We start from the raw sequence: 23265 nt of genomic DNA, 5'->3' as shown, positions 1-23265 counted from the left end.
GCGCAGGGGCTGACCGTTATCCGGTCAGCCTTTTACCCGCATCAGGGGCGACCAGAAAAGAAGGTCGTCCCCTGGTTTTACGCGGTTTCGCGGCGTTTAAATACCAGCTCGTTCCCTTTGCTTGCTTCCGCATCAAACGCATAACCGTCCACATCAAATTTCTTGAGCTGTGCAGGTTTGCTCAGGCGATGCTCAATGATATAGCGGCTCATCAGGCCACGCGCTTTTTTCGCATAGAAGCTGATAACCTTAAACGTGCCGTTTTTCTCGTCTAAAAATACTGGCTTGACGATCTCGCCTTTAAGCAGTTTAGGTTTAACCGCTTTGAAATACTCATCGGACGCGAGATTGATCAGCACGTCATCGCCCTGGTCTGCCAGCGCAGCATTCAGCGCGTGGGTCAGTTTTTCACCCCAGAAGCTGTAGAGATCTTTGCCTGCCGGATTGGCCAGTTTAATACCCATTTCCAGACGATAGGCCTGCATCAGATCCAGTGGGCGCAGCAGTCCGTACAGCCCTGACAGCATGCGCAGATGCTGCTGGGCGAAATCGAAATCTTTTTCACTGAAGGTTTCGGCCTGCAGGCCGGTATATACATCCCCTTTAAACGCGAGGATCGCCTGGCGGGCGTTGTCGGGGGTGAAATCCGGCTGCCAGTCGTTAAAGCGCTGGGCGTTCAGCACGGCCAGTTTATCGCTGATGTGCATCAGTGAACCGATATCCGCCGGTGAGAGCTTACGCGCCACGGCAATCAGCTTCTGTGACTCTTCCAGCAGGGCAGGCTGAGTGTAACGTTGCGTCGCCAGCGGGCTTTCAAAGTCCAGCGTTTTGGCCGGGGATATTACCATTAACATGAACGCGTCCTTCATTGCAGAGAGGGGCAGAAAAGTATCAGCGCCTACTGTAACAAAAAAGTGGGCCCGGGTGGCTAATCGCTGCTATTGGTGGCGGATGAAAACCCCGGCAATGACCGGGATAATGGGGCTTTTGTGCGCCGGCTTTAGCCCGATGAGGCACGAAAGTTTACGCCTCTTGCATGGTGGGGTACGCGTGCTATCATCCGGGCAGACATTTTCAACACCCTGACAAATCAACTTTGATGAGAATGACAACTATGACGGACAAATTATCTTCCCTGCGTCAACTCACTACCGTTGTTGCTGATACTGGCGACATCGCAGCGATGAAACTCTACAAACCTCAAGATGCCACCACCAACCCTTCCCTGATCCTTAGCGCCGCACAGATCCCAGAATACCGTAAGCTGATTGATGAAGCCGTGGTATGGGCGCGTAAGCAGACCAGCAATAAAGAAGAGCAGGTAGCCTACGCTGCCGACAAGCTGGCGGTGAACATTGGTCTGGAAATTCTGCAGCTGGTCCCGGGCCGCATCTCTACCGAAGTCGACGCACGCCTGTCTTACGATACCGAAGGCAGCATTGCTAAAGCCCGTAGCCTGATCAAACTGTATAACGATGCCGGCATCAGCAACGACCGCATCCTGATCAAGCTGGCTTCTACCTGGCAGGGTATCCGCGCGGCGGAACAGCTGGAAAAAGAAGGCATCAACTGTAACCTGACGCTGCTGTTCTCCTTCGCTCAGGCGCGTGCCTGTGCGGAAGCCGGCGTGTTCCTGATTTCTCCGTTTGTTGGTCGTATTCTCGACTGGTACAAAGCCAATACCGATAAGAAAGAGTACGCACCGAACGAAGATCCAGGCGTGGTTTCCGTCACTGAAATCTATGAATACTACAAGCAGCACGGTTACGAAACCGTGGTGATGGGTGCCAGCTTCCGTAACGTTGGCGAAATCATCGAACTGGCGGGCTGCGACCGTCTGACCATCTCTCCGGGCCTGCTGAAAGAACTGGCAGAAACCGAAGGTAGCGTTGAGCGCAAGCTGTCCTACAGCGGTGAAGTGAAAGCGCGTCCGGCGAAAATGACCGAGTCTGAGTTCCTGTGGCAGCACAACCAGGATCCAATGGCAGTACAGAAACTGGCTGAAGGCATCCGTAACTTTGCCATCGACCAGGGCAAACTGGATAAGATGATTGCCGACCTGCTGTAATTGATCGCGTGGCCGGGAAACCGGCCACTGTTTTTGTTTTTGCTATATTGCCTGAGTATTTATTGGATGGGTTAAAGCGATCGTTATCGGCGGATTTTCGCTGCGGGAGATCGCTTGATACGTCTTGCCTCGCATAAAGTCCGGGCATTGTCGAATGCTACGCGGGGCGTCTGAACGAACTGAAAATCCCGTGGAGAAAGTCGCCTTCCGGCATCCTGCGACTGATATACACAGAACATGCACCCCCGCGTGTTTATCCATAAATACTGCAGGGATATTCATCTGTTTTAGTGTACAAACAGTAATCGCCGTTTATCCATTAGTCATAAACAAAATTCACCATCGCTGTTGTGCTCACTTGGCCGCTGGACAGTGCCTGCTTGTCATACACGTAGTACCACGCATTCAAGGGTATCCATAGCTGCGATGGTAACGCCTGGTCAGCAGTGTAAGAGAACAGTGCGGTTGCATTTCCCTGGACAGTTTCTGACGGGCTGAAGATGATCGGAATATTATCACTCGCTTTTGCCACACGAATACCGACGCCTTTTGCCCCACCTGTTTCTCTGGAAATCAGCGTAGTATTATCGGACGCCAGCAGATAGTTGCTGCTCAAAAATGCCTTCAGATTGACTCCGGCGATGCCATTCTTAATGCCGTCACAACTAAAATTTAAGACAAATGCTTTCTTACCATTGGTGGCCCCGCTCGCCAGTGAGGCAATATCAATATTGTTCAGCACCACGGTTTTATTATCATCATCGAAGCTGCACGTGGTGACACTTTTCACGAATCTAATCTTCAGAGCTTTGTAATAAATGTCGTAGTTATGTTTTGGCCAGCTCCAGTGGAAGATAAAATAGGCAAAATCACTGACCATCCTGGCAATATTCTGAATGATAGTCAGGCCCGTACTGTCCTGGGCAAGCACAACCGGATTGATGGTGGCAGTATCACCATTGACCACCATAACATTTTTAGTCGGGACCGTTGCCAGTAGTCGCAGGGTGACGGTAAAGTCGGCATCAATATCCGAACCGTTGTTGGTGCCGACCTTAGGGTGTGTCTCCTGCGGTGTGGGCTTGCTGATGTTGACGCTGACATAAGCATTGCCCGGGAATTTCAGATTAAGCGTATTCTGGGCATAAGGCGTGGAGTTATCGACGGTGTTCTTACCCCCTATGATGCCCCAGGCTGGCATACTGCAGGTAAAGGTGCCTGGATATTCTGTCCGCTGACTGAACGAAACGTATCCCGTCATATTTAATGCAGTCGTGGCATCAAAATAGAGAAAGGGAGCATTAATAACAGCATTTTGTGTACAGTTTGCGCTAGCCCGGGTAGACAGGAACATGGCCAGTAAACTAAAGGCAATCACTGAACCTATTCTTATTACGCGCAGGGGGGCGGGCATTTTCTTCATATTCTTCCCTGATTACTGGCAGTGATTGACATCACTTGCCAGGTTAGTTTTCGGGTGGGTAATAGTACAGAGACGTGCATCGTCACTGGAGAAATGGACGATGACCTTATCGGGCAGTTTCTCGCTGTGCACAAAGATCACGCTGCCCTGTCCGACATAGCCCATCTCATTACCCTGACTGTCCGTGACCAGCGCACCAAACGGCAGCGGGGAATTCTGCGGATCGACGGCATAAAAGATAAAGCTCTTACGCTGGTCGGTTTCAAACTTCACGTAGCTGATGGATCCGGCATAAGGCACAACATCTTTGCGGTTACCCAGCAGCTGCACGTCATCGCCCAGATTGGTGGTATCCAGCGTCATTGAGTTTTTACGGTAAGGTGACATATAGGGAATAAGCGCTTTGCCCCGACTGTTGGTGACCATGGTCGAGTCGCTGTTAACCGCGGCGTTGGCTACGCCCGGAGCATCTATAATTGCAAAGGTACTGCCGACCTGATTGGCAAACAGCACGCCGCCCTGATACGCCACCATACTACCGGTCAGCCCCAATCCTTCCTGATTGAAGTCCGATGACTGGCTCCACGACGCGTTCATGGTGGTGGCGGAGGCGCGGTACCCGACGTTCGCATTGGTGGTCGTTTTGCCGCCCTGGCTGTTGGCCATATCAATGTTATAGTTCCACTGGTTGGCCTGACCGGCGGTGCCGCTTAACCCCAGATCGCTGTTGTTATAGTGATCTTGCGTAAAGGACGCGTTGGTTGACAGATACATCGGTGAGTCAAAGACGCTGAAGGGAACGGATAATCCGACGTAATAACGCATCTCTTCCCGGTTGTCATTATCCCGGGTTCGGCTGGCAGAAACGTTAAAGGTCACATTACACAGCGTATTCGAATAGCCCACCTGGTACTCTTTACTGTTCTGCTTACCGCCCCAGTAATTTCTCAGGGTGCCGGACAGAAACAGCGATCCCGCTGCCCTTCCCAGGTTTTGATTCACATTAAAGTTGAAGCTGTTCTTTTGGTTTACCGTGATGCTGTTGTTTTCACTCCTTCCGTCGCTTTCTCGCTGGACCGAATCCTCCATGGTCAGAAAGCCGCTGGTGGAGTAGCGATAGGCTGCCAGCGCAAAATTGGTGCCCGTATTCGCCAGGAACTTACTGTAGGCGAGGCGGAAGCTCTGCCCGCTACTGCTTTCTACGTGCCGGTAAGAGGTCTGACGCGCCTGAGTGATATCGAAGGACAGCGCACCCAGGGGCAGGTTCAGCCCGGTACCGAGCAGAACAGAGCTGTAATGGTTGCTCCAGAGCCCTCCGGCATAGGCGGTAAACAGATTCGACATCCCCCGACGCCAGGTACCCTGAATAAATTCAGGATGGACGGAGACGTCCGGGATTTGCACCTTTCCCATCGCCAGGTTGTAGACGTTGATACCGGGCTTCAACATGCCGGGAACCGAGGAATAAGGGACGGTAAAGCGCTGAATACGGCCGTCCGCCTCGTCGACTTCAACATTCAGGTCGCCTCCTGAACCCGTGGGCAAAATATCATTAATCGCGAAGGGACCAGGGGACACATTTTGCTGATAGATAACCACGCCATTCTGGATGATTTTCACCAGGGCATTTGTCTGGGCCACGCCATGAACGATGGGCGCAAACCCCTGCATGGAGTCTGGGAACATGCGGATATCGGTCCCCATGCTGATGCCCCGAAAACGGTAAGAGTCAAAGAGGTCTGACGGGGTATAGCTGTCGCCTACCCGTAACTGTGAATCAATGGCGCTAATATTTCTCTGCAAGTATCGGGTATTATTTTGCCATTTAGACTTGCCCGTTCTGGAGTAATTAAAGGAACTGTTATCACGTAACTGCCAGCTAAGCAGATTGAGCCCGGTGTTTAATGAGATATAACCGCTGTCTTCATTCTGATGATTGTTAGAGGCTGAGTGATAATAGTTTGCCTGATAAGACAGTGTCAGGCCGGGGATGCCTTCGCTCCAGAATTTAGGGTCAATATATCCCTGCCATTTTGTGTCCATCTCCTGCTGCGGTACACTTAAATCCAGCCTCAGCTGACCGCTGTCAAAGCTACTCTTAATTCCTTTATCAAGGGAATAGACGTTCAGGGATTGGCTTTTTTCATTTTTAGGATTAGTCAGAACCTTTCGTAACCCCATTCGGGTAAATTCCTGTGATTTTATCCGGATGTCATTTAGGCTACTAACGACGCTGGCAGTGTACTTCCCCTTCCAGTCACCGTTGACGTAAACATCAATGTCATAATTCCCTGCAGGCAGATCGCTGTTTTGATAGAAGCGAGATAAATCGGCATGGCTGGATTTTCCAACCAGGAAGTCAGTATTAAATGTGACCGCATAACTTGTCTGCTGTTTCAGGAACAAAGAAAACATTAATGCCAGATGCAGTGTTATCCGATTTATTTTAAAAGTAGGCATCGTTACTGTATTTTTTTCTTCGATTCAATACTGGCACCATAGTCATTGATATAGACAAGCGTAATGGGTGTTCCACTGCTCAGTGTCTTGCTGATTTTCAATGACCGTTGAGAAAAAGGAGATACCATCAGACCATTTTTCAAAATATTCCCTGTCTTGTTAATCGATACCCCCGATAACGTAAAGTAATAAGGCGTCGCGTTATGGAGTATGATGCTGTCATTCTGTTGTGTTAGGGTGACGTTATCGATCATATTCTTCGGCGCTATTTTCAGTCCGGCCGGTCGGAAAAAGAGTTTGATACGGGATCGAATAGCCAGTTGCATCACGCTTTTTCCCTTAAGATTTTCCGGTACGGGAGGGATATCCAGAACATTAAGATAGAAAACAGATTCACGATCGGTCGGCAGCGTCCCCCCCATATAGCGTATCTTCAGTTGCTGCCCGCTGTGGGCGGGCACTTTGGCCACCGGTGGCATCAACAGAAATGGGACTCTTGCGGTCTCCGGCGTGGAATCAGGATCCCCGTCATCAATCCATGCCTGAACCAGCGATGGGTCAGAGCCGTTATTGAGCAATTGAACTGAGACTTCTTTCCTGTCGGAAGGGTAGATCTCACGTGTCGCGCTAATAATCACATTCGCATGACAAAAAAAAGGAAACAGCGTAACCAGCAGTAAAATTAGTCTCATAAAACAATCGCTCAATAATCTTTTTATTAAAAATTACAGATAGGTGACGTTATAGGTTACCATTGTTCTGACCACGCCCGCTTCGGCAGGTTGTGTACCCACTTTATAATACTTAGCATAAAAGTTGATGGTGTCCGGTGATGCTGACGTGCCAGCCAGTTTGGTATCCAGTATCTGGTTAAGCATAATAGGCTGTGTTTCGGTGTTTTTTAAAACAATGGCGATACCGACATTTCGCGGATTACCTTGCGGATCATTCTCCTGGTTAATGAGGTATTTTCCGTCATTGGAAATGGTATTTGGAGAAGAGAATTGCATCTGAAGACTGGGGGTGGCTACGGGTGTTTCACCGTCGGCAGCTTTAACGATGTTAGCCGATGAACAATTAGAAAAGTCCAGTGAGAATGCCTTTTTACCCACGTCAATTAAACCTTCTGCCGTTCCTGCCTGTTCAGTACTGATCGGGTTCAATGCGACAGAAAGATTGGCCGAGTTATTACCATTAATAGTACAGGTTGCATCAGTTACCGCACCCGAGAAATTAATAGTGCCCCCAGAAATACTGGTTGTAGCATGGCTCATTGAGCTGAATAACGCTACGGGCAATATCGCACTTAGAATAACTTTTTTCATTTCTAACCTCTGTTTCTTAAATGATAGGGTGTTTTTTTTACATGGTTTCCCGCCTCGATTTCTGGGTCGAGGTTAAGGCAGTATTCGTTTTTACGTTTATTGTGGTGCAGTTATTTAATAATGGCGACATCCTTGTTTCTGATAGGGTGGCGCGGATTTTAGTGCTTTTTATTATTCGTATAGGGGCAAAAAAAGCGATAAGTCATAGTGCGTTTTTTTCTCAATTATAAAAATGCAGGCGATCTTATTTTTATTGTGTGCATATTCGTTTTTCCATTTCTTTTTATTTCCGGTGTCATTCTTTGCAAAATCTCTGCCCGCTACTTTGCCAGGTTTCCCTACTTCAGTGTATTCTTGTGAAGACACTCTTACTCCCACCGGCTGTGTTGTTATGCCGGGTATGAATGGCGATAACAAAATGAATACACTACGTATAGGCTTGATTTCCGTCTCCGATCGGGCTGCCAATGGCCTTTACCAGGACCAGGGGCTACCTGCTCTGGAGAGCTGGCTATCCCGGGCGCTGACGACACCTTTCGAGATCGAAAAACGTCTGGTGCCTGACGAACAGCCGATGATTGAGCAGACGATTTGTGAACTGGTCGATGAGCTGTTCTGTCATCTGGTTCTGACCACGGGGGGAACCGGCCCGGCACGGCGGGATGTGACCCCCGATGCGACTCTGGCGATTGCCGATCGTGAGATGCCGGGTTTTGGTGAGCAGATGCGCCAGATCAGCCTGAACTTTGTGCCGACGGCAATTTTATCGCGCCAGATGGCGGTGATCCGTAAGCAGTCCCTGGTGATCAACCTGCCTGGCCAGCCGAAGTCGATTCAGGAGACGCTGGAAGGCCTGAAGGACAGTGAAGGCCATGCGCAGGTAGCGGGGATTTTCGCCAGTGTTCCGTACTGCATTCAACTGCTGGAAGGGCCCTATGTTGAGACTGACCCGCTGGTCGTAGCAGCATTTCGTCCCAAGAGCGCCCGCCGCGAAACAAATAGCTAAAGAATGGTTTTTTCACGCATAAAATCCAGCGTACGCTGCTGTGGCAGATAATTGACGGTATAGTCATCACAGCTTTACACACCCTAACGATATGCTTTACCTCTGACACTGGATTTTCGTGAAAAATGATGCCTCTTGATCATGTTCGTCATCTTAACCGACAGGATTACAGGACGTTAACCCTGGCGGCCCTGGGCGGCGCACTGGAGTTTTACGACTTCATTATTTTCGTCTTTTTCGCCAGTGTGATCGGCGAACTGTTTTTCCCGTCGGATATTCCTGAATGGCTACGGCAGCTTCAGACATTTGGCATTTTTGCTGCCGGTTATCTTGCCCGTCCTTTAGGCGGGCTGATCATGGCCCACTTTGGTGACAGCCTCGGCCGTAAAAAAATGTTCAGTCTGAGTATTTTACTGATGGCGCTGCCGACGCTGGCGATGGGGCTGCTGCCGACGTATGCCTCTATCGGTCTTGCCGCTCCGCTGCTGCTGTTACTGCTGCGGGTGCTGCAGGGGGCCGCGATTGGCGGAGAAGTGCCGGGGGCCTGGGTCTTTGTTGCCGAACATGTTCCGGAAAAACGGATCGGTTTTGCCTGCGGAACGCTGACGGCGGGACTGACCTTTGGCATTCTGCTGGGATCGCTGGTCGCTACGCTGATTACCACCACCCTCAGCGCCCGGGCGATTGCTGAAATGGGCTGGCGTATACCCTTCCTGCTCGGGGGCGGTTTTGGCTTGCTTGCCATGTACCTGCGCCGCTGGCTGCATGAAACGCCGGTCTTTATCGAGATGAAACAGCGTAAGGCGCTGTCGGTAGAGCTGCCGTTGAAAACGGTCGTCTTGCGCTACACGCATGGCGTGATCGTCTCCATGCTGCTGACCTGGCTGCTGTCGGCCTGCATTGTCGTGGTGCTGTTAATGGCCCCCGCGCTGTTGCAAAAATTACACGGTCTGCCCGCTGCCGTGACGCTGCAAGCCAACAGTCTGGCGACAGTGATGCTGATTTTTGGCTGCATCATTGCCGGCGCACTGGTCGACCGTATCGGCGCGTCAACCACCCTCATTGTGGGCAGTCTGCTGATGGCCCTCTCCAGTTGGGCATTCTTTCATATCGCTGCGCAGGCTCCACAATTTCTCTTTGCCGCCTATGCGCTGGCCGGGCTCTGTGTTGGGGTCGTGGGCGTAGTGCCATTCGTCATGGTCAGTGCGTTCCCGGCGGAGGTGCGTTTCACCGGCATCTCCTTCTCGTATAATATTGCCTATGCCATTTTCGGCGGGCTGACGCCGATCGCCCTGACGTTGATGCTGAAGCTGACCCCGATGGCCCCGGCTTATTACGTGCTGGCCCTGGCGGGAATGGGCGTGCTGGTGGGCCTCTGGCTGCGGGGGAGTGCAGGTCAACAGGCGCTGCTGAAGCAGGTCAGCCTGCACTAGCGTATGATTACCGGCCGTTGTAACGGGTCAGCTCAGGCTGACCCGTTCTTTTTATAAAGGCAAAGTGAAAATTTTTTTGCCTCTGCCCCTTGATGCCGCGTTGCCCGGCCCCATCTTAGTTGGCATCCGAGGCTACGGACCTGGAAAAAAAAGCGTAGGGCGAGCAGTTGAAACTGTAAAAATTGCCCACATTAAAGGTTCATAGGCTGATTTGAATTGAATTTAAGTGGGAGATGTTTAGATGGGTAAGATTATTGGTATTGACCTGGGCACAACTAACTCTTGTGTAGCTATCATGGATGGCGGCAAAGCGCGTGTACTGGAGAATGCGGAAGGGGATCGTACCACACCTTCCATTATTGCTTACACCCAGGACGGTGAAACGCTGGTAGGCCAGCCTGCTAAACGTCAGGCCGTCACTAACCCGCAGAATACACTGTTTGCGATTAAGCGCCTGATTGGCCGTCGCTTCCAGGATGAAGAAGTTCAGCGTGACCTGAAAATCATGCCGTTCAAAATCGTTGGCGCTGACAACGGCGACGCATGGCTGGACGTGAAAGGCCAGCGCGTGGCTCCGCCACAGATTTCAGCGGAAGTGCTGAAAAAAATGAAGAAAACGGCTGAAGATTACTTGGGTGAACCCGTAACTGAAGCGGTTATCACCGTACCGGCTTACTTCAACGATGCACAGCGTCAGGCAACGAAAGATGCCGGTCGTATCGCCGGTCTGGAAGTAAAACGTATCATCAACGAACCAACGGCAGCCGCACTGGCATACGGTCTGGATAAAGGTCAGGGTAACCGTACTATCGCGGTTTATGACCTGGGTGGTGGTACTTTCGATATCTCTATCATCGAAATCGATGAAGTGGATGGCGAAAAAACCTTTGAAGTTCTGGCGACCAACGGTGATACCCACCTGGGTGGTGAAGACTTCGATAGCCGCATGATTAACTATCTGGTGGCTGAGTTTAAGAAAGATCAGGGCATCGATCTGCATAACGATCCGCTGGCCATGCAGCGTCTGAAAGAAGCGGCAGAAAAAGCGAAAATCGAGCTGTCTTCTGCACAGCAGACTGACGTCAACCTGCCGTACATCACCGCAGATGCGACAGGGCCTAAGCACCTGAACATTAAAGTGACGCGTGCGAAACTGGAATCACTGGTTGAAGACCTGGTGGCACGCTCTATCGACCCACTGAAAGTGGCGTTGCAGGATGCAGGTCTGTCTGTTTCAGACATTAACGACGTTATCCTGGTCGGTGGTCAGACTCGTATGCCAATGGTGCAGGCGAAAGTGGCTGAGTTCTTCGGTAAAGAGCCACGTAAAGACGTGAACCCGGATGAAGCGGTAGCGGTAGGTGCTGCGGTTCAGGGTGGCGTGCTGGCCGGTGAAGTGAAAGACGTGCTACTGCTGGATGTTACCCCGCTGTCACTGGGTATTGAAACCATGGGTGGCGTGATGACTCCGCTGATCACCAAGAACACGACGATCCCGACCAAACACAGCCAGGTGTTCTCAACTGCAGAAGACAACCAGTCTGCGGTGACCATCCATGTTGTGCAGGGTGAGCGTAAACGTGCTGCGGATAACAAATCACTGGGTCAGTTCAACCTGGACGGTATCCAGAACGCACCACGCGGTTTACCTCAGATCGAAGTGACCTTCGACATCGATGCTGACGGCATCCTGCATGTGTCTGCGAAAGACAAAAACAGCGGTAAAGAGCAGAAGATCACCATCAAGGCCTCTTCCGGTCTGAACGACGAAGAGATCGAAAAAATGGTGCGTGATGCAGAAGCTAACGCTGAGTCTGACCGTAAGTTCGAAGAGCTGGTGCAGACACGTAACCAGGGCGATCAGCTGTCACACAGCACGCGTAAGCAGCTGGATGAAGCCGGCGATAAACTGCCAGCAGATGACAAAGCGCCTATCGAAGCTGCGCTGACCGATCTGAACACTGCGCTGAAAGGCGAAGACAAAGCGGAAATCGAAGCCAAGATCCAGGCTCTGATGGAAGTGTCTGGCAAGCTGATGGAGTTCGCACAGCAGCAGCAGGCCGCTGGCGGTGCAGCAGAAGCTACCGAGGGTGCGAAGAAAGACGATGATGTTGTCGACGCTGAATTTGAAGAAGTGAAAGACAACAAAAAATAATCGCCCTTGAGCGGGCAAGGTGGCGCGTGATGCGCCATTGATCACCAGCACGGGCGTCGGAGAAATCCTACGCCCGTGCACGCATGTTAAGGGCAGGATCAACAACAATGGCGAAAAGAGACTATTACGAGGTTTTAGGCGTATCCAAGTCAGCGGATGAGCGTGAGATCAAAAAGGCTTATAAACGCCTGGCAATGAAGTTTCACCCCGACCGTAACCAGGGTGAAGGTGCCGAAGAGCAGTTTAAAGAGGTTAAAGAAGCCTACGAAATTCTGACCGATGCGCAGAAACGTGCGGCCTACGACCAGTATGGTCACGCTGCTTTTGAGCAGGGTGGCATGGGCGGCGGCGGTCACGGTGGCTTCGGCGGCGGTGGCGGTGCTGACTTCAGCGATATCTTTGGCGACGTATTCGGCGATATCTTTGGCGGAGGCCGCCGTCAGCAGCGTGCTGCCCGTGGCGCTGATTTACGCTACAACATGGAGCTGTCGCTGGAAGAAGCGGTACGCGGCGTGACCAAAGAGATCCGCATTCCTACGTTGGAAGAGTGTGATGTCTGCCACGGCAGTGGCGCGAAAGCGGGCACCAAACCGCAGACCTGTTCAACCTGTCACGGTGCGGGCCAGGTTCAGATGCGCCAGGGCTTCTTTACCGTGCAGCAGGCGTGTCCGACCTGTCATGGTCGCGGCTCGGTCATTAAAGATCCGTGCAATGCCTGTCATGGTCATGGCCGGGTAGAACGTTCGAAGACGCTGTCGGTGAAAATTCCGGCGGGCGTGGATACCGGTGACCGCATTCGTCTGACTGGCGAAGGGGAAGCGGGTGAGCAGGGCGCGCCAGCGGGCGATCTGTATGTCCAGGTGCAGGTGCGTAAGCACAATATCTTTGAACGTGAAGAGAATAACCTGTACTGCGAAGTGCCGATTAACTTCGTGATGGCGGCGCTGGGCGGTGAAATTGAAGTCCCTACGCTGGATGGCCGCGTGAAGCTGAAGGTTCCGGCGGAAACGCAGACCGGTAAGCTGTTCCGCATGCGGGGCAAGGGTGTGAAATCCGTACGCGGTGGTGCACAGGGTGACCTGCTGTGCCGCGTAGTGGTCGAAACCCCGGTCAGCCTGAATGAGAAGCAGAAATCGCTGCTGCGAGAACTGGAGGAAAGCTTTGGCGGTCCATCCGGTGAGAAAAACAGCCCGCGTTCGAAAAGCTTCTTTGATGGCGTAAAAAAATTCTTTGATGATTTAACCCGCTAATTACCCAGCCTGAGGGCCGATCGAAGAACCGATCGGCCCTTCTTATTGACTCCTCGTAAATACCGATCCTTTCTGCCTGTATAAACTGTTTTTTCCGAACGGTTTAACCGCGTATGCTATCCGCTAAGTTATAAATCCTCTTATCTCTGGGATATTCAGCGGAGCCTGTATGAACCTTTTTCTCAAAAAATTGTTAAAAAACGACGCCACGGGCGGCGTGGTGCTGATTGTTGCCGCCGCCGTTGCCATGTTTCTCGCCAATAATGCCAGTACACAGCAGGACTATCAGGCCATTCTGGCGATGCCGGTGCAGTTCCGCTTCGGCGCACTGGAGATCAATAAAGATCTGCTGCTGTGGATTAATGATGCGCTGATGGCGCTGTTCTTCCTGATGATCGGCCTGGAAGTGAAACGTGAGCTGATGATGGGCTCGCTGAAAGGGCGTGAGCGTGCGATGTTCCCGCTGATTGCCGCCCTCGGCGGTATGCTGGCACCGGGCCTGATTTACGCCGCGTTAAACCACAGCGACCCGCTGGCGATCCACGGCTGGGCAATCCCGGCGGCGACCGATATTGCCTTCGCGCTCGGTATCCTGGCGTTGCTGGGCAGCCGCGTGCCGCCGGCACTGAAAATGTTTTTAATGGCGCTGGCCGTGATTGATGACCTGGGGGCGATTGTGATTATCGCCTTCTTCTATACCAACGATCTGTCGCTGACGTCGCTCGGCGTGGCTGCGGCCTCCATCGTGGTGCTGGCGATACTTAACCTGTGCGGCGTCCGTAAGACGTCGGTGTATCTGCTGGTGGGCATGGTGCTGTGGGTAGCGGTGCTGAAGTCTGGCGTCCATGCCACGCTGGCCGGGGTGATTGTCGGACTGTTAATTCCGCTGCAAAAACAGGAGGGGCACTCTCCGGCGATCGAACTGGCCAACGGTTTGCATTCGTGGGTGAGCTGGCTGATCCTGCCGCTGTTTGCCTTTGCCAATGCCGGCGTCTCCCTGACGGGCGTATCAGTCGAAGGTCTGTTCTCGATGGTGCCTCTGGGGATCATTCTTGGTCTGCTGGTGGGTAAACCTCTGGGGATCACGCTGATTTGCTGGCTGGCCGTGAAAATGAAAATTGCCGTGCTGCCTGAAAATACCAAAATGGTCGATATTGCCGCCGTCGGTGTTCTGTGTGGTATTGGCTTTACCATGTCGATCTTTATTGCCTCCCTGGCTTTTGATGCCGCACACGAAGAGATGGTGACGCTCGCCAAGCTGGGTATTTTGAGCGGCTCCGTATTGTCCGCGGTACTGGGGTATACCCTGCTGCGTCTTAAGCTGCGTCCGCAGCCGCAGCAGTAACGGCACAGGACCCGCCATGGCGCAGATGAACTATAACCACCTCTATTATTTCTGGCAGGTGTGTAAATCTGGTTCGGTAGTGGGGGCGGCCGAGGTGTTAAATCTCATGCCGCAAACTATTACCGGCCAGTTGAAAAGCCTGGAAGAGCGTTTGCAGGGAAAACTGTTCAAGCGTCATGGACGCGGTCTGGTTCCCTCCGAACTGGGGCAGCTGGTCTTTCGCTATGCCGACCGCATGTTCACGCTCAGTCAGGAGATGCTGGATATCGTTAACTATCGCAAGGAGGCGAGCCTGCTGTTCGATGTGGGGGTGGCAGATGCGCTCTCTAAGCTGCTGGTCAGCCGGGTGCTGGAAACGGCGGTAGTGGCCGGAGAGCCCATCCACCTGCGCTGCTTTGAATCCACCCATGAAATGCTGCTGGAGCAGCTGAGTCAGCATAAGCTGGATATGATCCTCTCTGACTGTTCCGTCGGCTCCTCGCTGCAGGAGGGGCTGTTTTCAGTCAAGCTGGGGGAGTGTGCGGTCAGCTTCTGGTGCTATGCACCGCAGCCGGTCATGCCATTCCCCGCCTGCCTGAGCCAGCATAAATTGCTGATCCCCGGCCGCCGCTCCATGCTGGGGCGGAAAGTGCTGAACTGGCTGCAGTCTCAGGATCTGACGGTGGATATTTTAGGTGAATTCGATGATGCGGCGCTGATGAAGGCATTCGGTGCGGCCAATCAGGCGATTTTTGTCGCGCCCACCCTCTACGGTCGGGAACATTTTTATCGTGAAGGCATTGTTGAACTGGGAAGAATTGATTCGGTAATGGAAGAGTATCACGTGATTTTTGCCGAAAGAATGATCCAGCACCCGGCGGTACAGCGTATCTGTAACAGCGATTTTAGCGAATTATTTTCAGGCGTGTAGTCTGTTTGCTCCCGCATCTTCAGCCGTGAGCCAGGATCAGGCAAGGGCTATTTTTAACCCAGCGTGACGTACGCACCACAAGCGGCACAAAACACACCAATAAAAAAACCGCCAGAAGGCGGTTTCTTTATCAAAGCTCGATTAACAGACTGACATTAAGCCAGTTTGCTGATCTGTGCAGCCAGATTTGCTTTATGACGTGCAGCTTTGTTCTTGTGGATCAGGCCTTTAGCTGCCTGACGGTCCACAATTGGTTGCATATCATTAAATGCATTCTGCGCAGCCGCTTTATCGCCAGTAGCGATAGCCGCGTAAACTTTCTTGATAAAAGTACGCAACATTGAACGACGGCTAGCGTTGTGCTTACGACGCTTCTCAGACGTTACGGCGCGTTTCTTAGCTGATTTGATATTAGCCAAGGTCCAACTCCCAAATAGTTCTATGAGGACAATTCAAAGGCCGAGGAATATGCCCTTTTCGCCTTCGGTTGTCAATGGATTTGTGCAAATAAGCGCCGGTCAAACAGTGGCACTTGATTACGTTTCGATGGCGCAAGATTCTATCAGCTTCGGCCTGGCGAATACAGCTTATTCACAAGAAAAATAACATCCCGCGCCCGATCAGCACCATACAGAACGAAATGGCGAGAAGAAAGCATGAAAGCCCATATTCGTGGGTTAACCTTACGGGCTGTACAAGGTATAATCCGCCGATTTCCACAAATTTGAGCCAGCCATGAAGTTTATCCGCGGCATACATAACCTGAGAGAGCAGCATCGCGGCTGCGTTCTGACCATTGGCAACTTCGATGGCGTACATCGCGGCCACCAGGCGCTGCTGGCACAACTGTGCAAAGAAGGGCGTCAGCGTAACTTGCCGGTCGTGGTCATGCTGTTTGAGCCCCAGCCGCTGGAGCTGTTTGCAGCGGATAAAGCCCCGGCGCGCCTGACGCGTCTGCGGGAAAAGGTGCGTTATCTGGAACGGGCTGGTGTTGATGCGGTCCTTTGCGTGCGGTTCGATCGCCGTTTCGCCGCCTATACCGCACAAAGTTTTGTCGCTGACCTGCTGGTAGAGAAGCTGGACGTCAGGTTCCTGGCGGTCGGCGATGATTTCCGCTTTGGCGCTGGTCGCCAGGGCGATTTCCTGCTATTACAGAATGCTGGCGTCGAATATGGCTTTGATGTCATCAGTACCCAGACTTTCTGTGATGATGGCAAACGCATTAGCAGTACGGCGGTGCGCCAGGCACTGGCAGAAGACGATCTGGCGCTGGCCAGCGCGCTGCTGGGCCGCCCCTTCAGTATTTCCGGCCGCGTAGTGCACGGTGATGCGCTGGGCCGTACTATTGGTTTCCCGACCGCCAACCTGCCGCTGAAGCGAACGGTCTCTCCGGTAAAAGGCGTCTACGCCGTTGAGGTCCTGGGACTCGGTGAGCAGCCGCTTCCTGGTGTTGCCAATATTGGTACGCGCCCGACCGTAGCCGGGTTGCGTCAGCAGTTAGAGGTGCATCTGCTGGACGTGACGATGAACCTGTATGGCCGCCATATTGAAGTGGTCCTGCGTGATAAAATACGTAACGAGCAGCGTTTTGCCTCGCTCGATGCGCTGAAAGAACAAATTGCAAACGATGTGGTGACGGCCCGAACCTTTTTCGGGCTGCAGACATTGCTTTAAATTGACATAGAACCGACATACGGAACCGAGAATCTGATGAGTGACTATAAATCTACCCTGAATTTGCCGGAAACGGGGTTCCCGATGCGTGGCGATCTGGCCAAACGTGAACCGGGCATGCTGCAACGTTGGTATGATGACAAGCTGTACGGCATCATTCGCGAAGCCAAGAAAGGGAAAAAAACCTTTATCCTGCACGATGGCCCTCCCTACGCCAACGGCAGCATTCATATTGGTCACTCTGTTAATAAGATTCTGAAAGACATTATCGTTAAGTCGAAAGGCATGGCGGGCTATGATTCGCCGTACGTTCCGGGCTGGGACTGCCACGGTCTGCCTATCGAGCATAAAGTTGAGCAGATGATCGGTAAGCCGGGCGACAAAGTCAGCGCGGCTGAGTTCCGTGCCGCCTGTCGCAACTATGCGGCTGAGCAGGTAGAAGGGCAGAAAGCCGACTTTATCCGTCTGGGCGTGCTGGGAGACTGGGACCGTCCGTATCTGACGATGAACTTCAAGACCGAAGCCAATATTATCCGTGCGCTGGGCAAAATCATCGGTAACGGCCACCTGCACAAAGGGGCCAAGCCGGTACACTGGTGCCTGGACTGCCGTTCTGCCCTGGCAGAAGCAGAGGTGGAGTATTATGACAAGACCTCTCCCTCCATTGACGTCATGTTCAATGCCGCCGATAAAGACGCTGTGCAGGCCAAATTTGCAGCCGCTGCCGTTGATGGCCCGATCTCGCTGGTGATCTGGACCACGACGCCGTGGACCATGCCGGCTAACCGTGCTATTTCCCTGCATCCGGAATTCGACTACCAGTTGGTACAGATTGAAGGTCGTGCCCTGATCCTCGCCAAAGAGATGGTTGAGAGCGTGATGAAGCGCGTTGGTGTTGCCGCATGGACCGTGCTGGGCGAAGCGAAAGGGGCAGACCTGGAGCTGATGGGCTTCCAGCATCCGTTCCTCGACCATACCTCTCCGGTTGTGCTGGGTGAGCATGTCACGCTGGAAGCCGGTACCGGTGCGGTACATACCGCACCAGGCCATGGCCCGGACGACTATGTTATCGGCCAGAAATACGGTATCGAAGTGGCTAACCCGGTAGGCCCGGACGGCTGCTATCTGCCGGGAACCTACCCGACGCTGGATGGCGTGAACGTCTTTAAAGCCAACGATATGATCGTTGAACTGCTGCGTGAAAAGGGCGCTCTGCTGCACGTTGAGAAACTGTTCCACAGCTATCCACACTGCTGGCGTCATAAAACGCCCATCATCTTCCGCGCCACGCCACAGTGGTTTATCAGCATGGATCAGAAGGGCCTGCGTGCGCAGTCGCTGAAAGAGATCAAAGGCGTGCAGTGGATCCCGGACTGGGGTCAGGCACGTATTGAATCGATGGTCGCGAACCGTCCTGACTGGTGCATTTCCCGTCAGCGTACCTGGGGTGTGCCGATGGCGCTGTTTGTCCATAAAGACACCGAGCAGCTGCACCCGGATTCGCTGGAGCTGATGGAGAAGGTGGCGAAGCGGGTTGAGCAGGACGGCATTCAGGCCTGGTGGGATCTGGATGCGCGCGATCTGATGGGAGCCGATGCTGACAACTACGTTAAAGTCCCGGATACCCTGGACGTCTGGTTTGACTCCGGTTCAACCAGCTACTCGGTCGTCGATGCACGCCCTGAGTTTGGCGGTAACGAACCTGATTTATATCTGGAAGGTTCAGATCAGCACCGCGGCTGGTTTATGTCCTCGCTGATGATCTCTACCGCGATGAAAGGCAAAGCGCCTTACCGCCAGGTGCTGACGCACGGCTTCACCGTGGATGGCCAGGGCCGCAAGATGTCCAAGTCACTGGGCAACACCGTCAGCCCGCAGGATGTGATGAACAAACTGGGCGCTGATATTCTGCGTCTGTGGGTGGCCTCTACGGATTACTCCGGTGAGATCGCCGTATCCGACGAGATCCTCAAGCGTTCTGCCGACAGCTATCGCCGCATCCGTAACACCGCGCGTTTCCTGCTGGCAAACCTTGCCGGTTTCAACCCGGAAACCGATATGGTGAAGCCGGAAGAGATGGTGGTGGTGGATCGCTGGGCCGTTGGCCGTGCGCTGGCTGCACAGAATGATATCGTGGCCTCGTATGAAGCTTATGACTTCCATGAAGTCGTGCAGCGCCTTATGCAGTTCTGTTCGGTTGAGATGGGCTCTTTCTACCTGGATATCATCAAAGATCGTCAGTACACCGCGAAGGCCGATGGCCTGGCGCGTCGCAGTTGTCAGACCGCGTTGTGGTATATCGTGGAAGCGCTGGTGCGCTGGATGGCACCGATTATGTCCTTCACTGCCGATGAAATCTGGGGTTACCTGCCGGGTAAACGCAGCCAGTATGTGTTTACTGAAGAGTGGTTCGACGGGCTGTTCAGCCTGGAAGACAACCAGCCGATGAACGACAGCTACTGGGCAGAACTGCTGAAAGTACGCGGTGAAGTGAACAAAGTGATCGAGCAGGCCCGCGCTGACAAGCGAATTGGCGGTTCTCTGGAAGCCAGCGTGACGCTGTACGCTGATGCAGACCTGGCCGCGAAACTGACCAGTCTGGGGGAAGAGCTGCGCTTTGTGCTGCTGACCTCTGGGGCGCAGGTCGCGGATTATGCGCAGGCCAGCGCTGATGCACAGCAGAGCGAAGGGGTAAAAGGTCTGAAAATTGCTCTGAGCAAAGCGGAAGGTGAGAAATGTCCGCGCTGCTGGCATTACACTAACGATATCGGTCAGAACGCAGAACACGCTGACGTGTGCGGTCGTTGTGTCACTAACGTCGCGGGCAGCGGCGAACAGCGTAAGTTTGCATGATGATGAAACCTGTATTCTCAACCGGATTGCGCTGGCTGTGGCTGGTGGTATTGGTGATTGGCATCGATTTCGCCAGTAAGCAATGGATTATGAATAATCTGATGCTGCACGAATCGATGCCGGTGATGCCATACTTTAACTTCTTCTATGCTCACAACTACGGTGCGGCGTTTAGCTTCCTCGCCGATAAAGGGGGCTGGCAGCGCTGGTTCTTCGCCGGCATTGCCATTGCTATCGTCGTGGTGCTGCTGGTGATGATGTACCGTACTCCGGCGACCAGTAAACTGAATAACATCGCCTATGCGCTGATTGTGGGTGGCGCAGTAGGCAACCTGTTTGACCGGTCATATCATGGTTTTGTGGTGGATTTTATCGACTTCTATGTCGGTGACTGGCACTTTGCCACGTTTAATATTGCCGACTGCGGTATCTGCATTGGTGCCGCACTGATCGTGCTGGAAGGGTTCCTCAGCCCGGCCGGTAAACAGGCTAAGAATAAAGGGTAAGGCATGACCGATTCTGTACAGCGTGACAGCGCAGTGCTGGTGCATTTCACCTTAAAGCTGGCGGACGGTTCCACAGCGGAATCAACGCGCAGCAACGGTAAACCTGCGCTGTTTTGTCTGGGCGATGGCAGCCTGTCAGAAGGGCTGGAAAGCCATCTGATTGGGCTGAAAGCGGGCGAGAAATGTGCCTTTGCGCTGGAAGCGGCAGATGCCTTTGGCGGCATCAGTCCCGACCTGGTTCAGTACTTCTCGCGCCGCGACTTTGTCGAGGCCGGGGAGCCGGAAATCGGGGCCATTATGCTGTTCAGCGGCATGGATGGTAACGAAATGCCGGGCGTGATCCGGGAGATTTCGGGGGATTCGATCACCGTGGATTTCAATCATCCACTGGCCGGACAGACTATTCACTTTGACGTAGAAGTGCTGGAGATTGATCCGGTACGGGAGACGAGCAATGCAGATCCTGCTGGCTAACCCGCGCGGTTTCTGCGCGGGTGTTGATCGCGCTATCAGTATTGTCGAGCGTGCGCTGGAGATGTATGGCGCACCTATCTACGTGCGGCATGAGGTGGTGCATAACCGCTACGTGGTTAACAGCCTGCGTGAGCGTGGGGCGATATTCATTGAGGAAATCTCTGAGGTGCCGGACGGGTCGATCCTGATCTTCTCGGCTCACGGCGTTTCTCAGGCTGTGCGTGCAGAAGCAAAAGCGCGTGACCTGACCATGCTCTTTGATGCGACCTGCCCGCTGGTTACCAAAGTGCATATGGAAGTGGCGCGTGCCAGTCGCAAAGGGACAGAAGCGATTCTGATTGGCCATGCCGGCCATCCGGAGGTAGAGGGCACGATGGGCCAGTACAATAACCCGAAAGGGGGTATGTACTTGGTTGAAGCGCCCGCGGATGTCTGGAAGCTACAGGTAAAAGATGAAAACAACCTGAGCTTTATGACGCAAACCACGCTGTCCGTTGATGATACCTGTGAAGTGATTGACGCACTTCGCGCCCGCTTCCCGAAGATTATCGGCCCGCGTAAAGATGATATCTGCTATGCCACCACCAATCGCCAGGAGGCCGTGCGCACACTGGCCCGTGATGCTGACGTGGTGCTGGTGGTTGGTTCGAAAAACTCCTCGAATTCCAACCGTCTGGCAGAGCTGGCACAGCGTGCTGGTAAGCTGGCACGCCTGATTGACTCTGCTGAAGATATTCAGGAAGAGTGGGTCAGAGGTGTGGGCTGTGTCGGAGTGACCGCCGGAGCATCCGCGCCAGATATTCTGGTGCAGCAGGTCATCCATCGTCTCAATGAACTCGGCGGCGTTGATGCCATCGAACTGATTGGGCGTGAAGAGAATATCGTGTTTGAAGTGCCGAAAGAACTGCGCGTAGAGGTTCGTCAGGTCGAGTAGGGCGGGCATTTTTCTCTTTACCGGGCGACATTTTTCTGGTCGCCTCATTCTTTTCCAGCCGTCTCATTCCGATATTTTCTCTCACTTCTCATTATCGCCGCCTTTATTGGTGGCGTACTATTTGTTGTGTTCATACAAGAAGTCTACTTATATTCCCCGGTGCAGGGCCAAAGTCGCTACCCCACTTGAATATATCACCTGCTTTCCAGGTAACGGCTTATTTTACTGGATATCAACTTGTGCATGGCAGGATGATGGCAATAACATGTTGGTGTCTTTCTTAAAATGCAGGATGACCATTCAGACGTTTTCTAACAAGGTGGGTTTTTTAGTTCAGTGAGTTAATTTTTTTCGTGATCAGACAGCGAGGTTTCATTTTACCTGCGTGATAAGTTATTTTGAATGGCGAGTCTGTCTGATAAATGATGCTGCCTCTATCAGTGATAAAATGGGTACCATTGGTATTCGTTCGCTAATAGCGATTAAAAATAGTTTGTAACGTTGTGGCACCGTTCTGATGAAAGACAATGCCGTTAAAATGGCCCATTTCAGCGTGAGGAGGCGACGGGGAAATCCTTTTAGTCATTCTGACCGTCGCTATAACTATTTACATCGGATACAGCCTGGTAGGCTAAAGGGAAGGCCGAAAGAAGGAACCATCCGTTCACTCAACTACTTTCTGCCTGCCTGAAACCCGGCTTTAAAACCGTTAGCGATTTGATCTGAATGAGACCAGGCATCTTTAATAAGATAAAGTGCTACCCCGCCAATAATAACTGGAACAATACCGCCGCTCACCTTATTTAGATCTTTTTTAGATAACTCTTTCATTATAAAATCCTTTTATATTGATTAATTGAATTTTATGATTTAAATGTTGCCGTTTACCAAGTGTATTGCTTTGTTAGTTGAAAGCGACATATCCCTGTGTGGGCATGTATTTAACGAAAGATCCTACTGTGTAGCCAATAACTTTTCCAGTTCCTGTCCAGAAGTTATTGTTTGAAGCGCCAGAAATTGCTTTAAGTTCTGATTTATTAAGCTCTCTCATTTGTGACATCTCCTTAAAGTAAGTGGGCAAGAAAAATCATACCCCAAAATATTAATAGTGTGTTTTAAATATTGACAATGTGTGATCGGAATCTTAAGTTTTACAGTGGAATTTGTTGTTTTATGAATATCAATAGGAGTGCATCCATAAAATATAATAAGACGGTTGTTTTATATGGCGGTAAGAGTTAACTATCGCTAATCATGTTTTTGCCGAATATGCCATTGTATTAATCTGGAAGGATATAAAAGCTACCCTGATCCATTTTTAACGGAAAGGCTGTGAAGGGAATATTGTACTCTGCACGACTAAAGCTGCAGCGTCAGCAAGTGCCTCTGATAACATCGCTGACTTGACCGGTTCCAGGCAATCACTGTTGGGGTAGTCGAGCTGGTTTA

Annotated in this window: 21 protein-coding genes; 12 read left to right on the top strand and 9 right to left on the bottom strand. The window is 52.3% G+C overall.

Features of this window, described 5'->3' with window-relative positions; translation table 11 throughout:
* Positions 1-77: 77 nt before the first annotated feature.
* On the bottom strand, positions 78-854 hold the full coding sequence (gene yaaA / locus ACZ3HG_RS17390; protein ID WP_465333567.1) for a peroxide stress protein YaaA: 777 nt from the start codon (positions 852-854) through the stop codon (positions 78-80).
* A 260-nt stretch (positions 855-1114) separates the two neighbouring features.
* Here yaaA and tal point away from each other — a divergent pair, with 260 nt between their 5' ends.
* Entirely contained in the window at positions 1115-2068 is a 954-nt protein-coding gene (gene tal / locus ACZ3HG_RS17385; protein ID WP_191934199.1) for a transaldolase, read from the top strand.
* Between the two features lie 319 nt (positions 2069-2387).
* On the opposite strand, the gene ACZ3HG_RS17380 is transcribed toward tal, so the two are convergent.
* From ACZ3HG_RS17380 to ACZ3HG_RS17360, 5 genes are all read right to left on the bottom strand, one after another.
* Entirely contained in the window at positions 2388-3491 is a 1104-nt protein-coding gene (locus ACZ3HG_RS17380) for a fimbrial protein (RefSeq protein ID WP_465333565.1), read from the bottom strand.
* Positions 3492-3503: 12 nt separating this feature from the next.
* Complete coding sequence (locus ACZ3HG_RS17375; protein ID WP_465333563.1) at positions 3504-5906, bottom strand: fimbria/pilus outer membrane usher protein; 2403 nt, start codon at positions 5904-5906, stop codon at positions 3504-3506.
* Positions 5907-5953: 47 nt separating this feature from the next.
* Positions 5954-6643: a fimbrial biogenesis chaperone gene (locus ACZ3HG_RS17370; protein ID WP_465333561.1), complete on the bottom strand. Its 690-nt coding sequence runs from the start codon at positions 6641-6643 to the stop codon at positions 5954-5956.
* Between the two features lie 33 nt (positions 6644-6676).
* Entirely contained in the window at positions 6677-7276 is a 600-nt protein-coding gene (locus tag ACZ3HG_RS17365) for a fimbrial protein (protein WP_465333559.1), read from the bottom strand.
* Positions 7277-7447: 171 nt separating this feature from the next.
* Positions 7448-7642: a hypothetical protein gene (locus ACZ3HG_RS17360; protein WP_465333557.1), complete on the bottom strand. Its 195-nt coding sequence runs from the start codon at positions 7640-7642 to the stop codon at positions 7448-7450.
* Between the two features lie 52 nt (positions 7643-7694).
* Between ACZ3HG_RS17360 and mog the strand changes: the two genes are divergently transcribed.
* The 6 genes from mog to nhaR all read left to right on the top strand — a co-directional run bounded on the left by mog (position 7695) and on the right by nhaR (position 15375).
* On the top strand, positions 7695-8282 hold the full coding sequence (gene mog, locus ACZ3HG_RS17355; RefSeq protein ID WP_465333555.1) for a molybdopterin adenylyltransferase: 588 nt from the start codon (positions 7695-7697) through the stop codon (positions 8280-8282).
* Positions 8283-8410: 128 nt separating this feature from the next.
* The gene (locus ACZ3HG_RS17350; protein WP_465333611.1) at positions 8411-9715 is read left to right on the top strand and encodes an MFS transporter; all 1305 of its coding nucleotides are present in this window, start codon (positions 8411-8413) and stop codon (positions 9713-9715) included.
* Between the two features lie 241 nt (positions 9716-9956).
* Complete coding sequence (gene dnaK / locus ACZ3HG_RS17345) at positions 9957-11870, top strand: molecular chaperone DnaK (RefSeq protein WP_191934192.1); 1914 nt, start codon at positions 9957-9959, stop codon at positions 11868-11870.
* Between the two features lie 107 nt (positions 11871-11977).
* The gene (gene dnaJ / locus ACZ3HG_RS17340) at positions 11978-13120 is read left to right on the top strand and encodes a molecular chaperone DnaJ (protein WP_191934191.1); all 1143 of its coding nucleotides are present in this window, start codon (positions 11978-11980) and stop codon (positions 13118-13120) included.
* A gap of 169 nt (positions 13121-13289) precedes the next feature.
* On the top strand, positions 13290-14465 hold the full coding sequence (nhaA, locus tag ACZ3HG_RS17335) for a Na+/H+ antiporter NhaA (RefSeq protein WP_465333553.1): 1176 nt from the start codon (positions 13290-13292) through the stop codon (positions 14463-14465).
* Positions 14466-14481: 16 nt separating this feature from the next.
* Positions 14482-15375, top strand: coding sequence for a transcriptional activator NhaR (gene nhaR / locus ACZ3HG_RS17330; RefSeq protein ID WP_191934189.1), 894 nt, complete (start codon positions 14482-14484; stop codon positions 15373-15375).
* 155 nt (positions 15376-15530) lie between these two features.
* Here nhaR and rpsT read toward each other — a convergent pair whose 3' ends face one another.
* Positions 15531-15794: a 30S ribosomal protein S20 gene (rpsT, locus tag ACZ3HG_RS17325; RefSeq protein WP_048914793.1), complete on the bottom strand. Its 264-nt coding sequence runs from the start codon at positions 15792-15794 to the stop codon at positions 15531-15533.
* 316 nt (positions 15795-16110) lie between these two features.
* Here rpsT and ribF point away from each other — a divergent pair, with 316 nt between their 5' ends.
* The 5 genes from ribF to ispH are packed head-to-tail and all read left to right on the top strand — an operon-like array spanning position 16111 to position 21816.
* Positions 16111-17049 carry a bifunctional riboflavin kinase/FAD synthetase gene (gene ribF, locus ACZ3HG_RS17320; RefSeq protein WP_191934188.1) on the top strand — a complete coding sequence of 313 codons (939 nt, stop codon included), beginning with the start codon at positions 16111-16113 and terminating at the stop codon, positions 17047-17049.
* A gap of 36 nt (positions 17050-17085) precedes the next feature.
* A complete protein-coding gene (ileS, locus tag ACZ3HG_RS17315) occupies positions 17086-19902 on the top strand; it encodes an isoleucine--tRNA ligase (protein ID WP_191934187.1) in 2817 nt (938 codons plus the stop codon).
* The gene (gene lspA, locus ACZ3HG_RS17310; protein ID WP_191936133.1) at positions 19899-20408 is read left to right on the top strand and encodes a signal peptidase II; all 510 of its coding nucleotides are present in this window, start codon (positions 19899-19901) and stop codon (positions 20406-20408) included. The genes ileS and lspA overlap by 4 nt, the downstream gene beginning before the upstream one ends.
* 3 nt (positions 20409-20411) lie before the next feature.
* Positions 20412-20882: an FKBP-type peptidyl-prolyl cis-trans isomerase gene (gene fkpB, locus ACZ3HG_RS17305; RefSeq protein ID WP_191934185.1), complete on the top strand. Its 471-nt coding sequence runs from the start codon at positions 20412-20414 to the stop codon at positions 20880-20882.
* Complete coding sequence (gene ispH, locus ACZ3HG_RS17300) at positions 20863-21816, top strand: 4-hydroxy-3-methylbut-2-enyl diphosphate reductase (protein ID WP_465333549.1); 954 nt, start codon at positions 20863-20865, stop codon at positions 21814-21816. Before fkpB ends, ispH begins: the two co-directional genes overlap by 20 nt.
* A 672-nt stretch (positions 21817-22488) precedes the next feature.
* On the opposite strand, the gene ACZ3HG_RS17295 is transcribed toward ispH, so the two are convergent.
* Both ACZ3HG_RS17295 and ACZ3HG_RS17290 read right to left on the bottom strand, forming a co-directional pair.
* On the bottom strand, positions 22489-22647 hold the full coding sequence (locus tag ACZ3HG_RS17295; protein WP_465333547.1) for a class IIb bacteriocin, lactobin A/cerein 7B family: 159 nt from the start codon (positions 22645-22647) through the stop codon (positions 22489-22491).
* Between the two features lie 73 nt (positions 22648-22720).
* Entirely contained in the window at positions 22721-22867 is a 147-nt protein-coding gene (locus tag ACZ3HG_RS17290) for a hypothetical protein (protein ID WP_465333545.1), read from the bottom strand.
* Positions 22868-23265: the final 398 nt, after the last annotated feature.

It is taken from the genome of Erwinia sp. PME.40.26/001, from assembly GCF_055556675.1.
The sequence above is the reverse complement of the archived record's forward strand: the minus strand, read 5'-3'. Positions and strand labels throughout refer to the sequence as shown.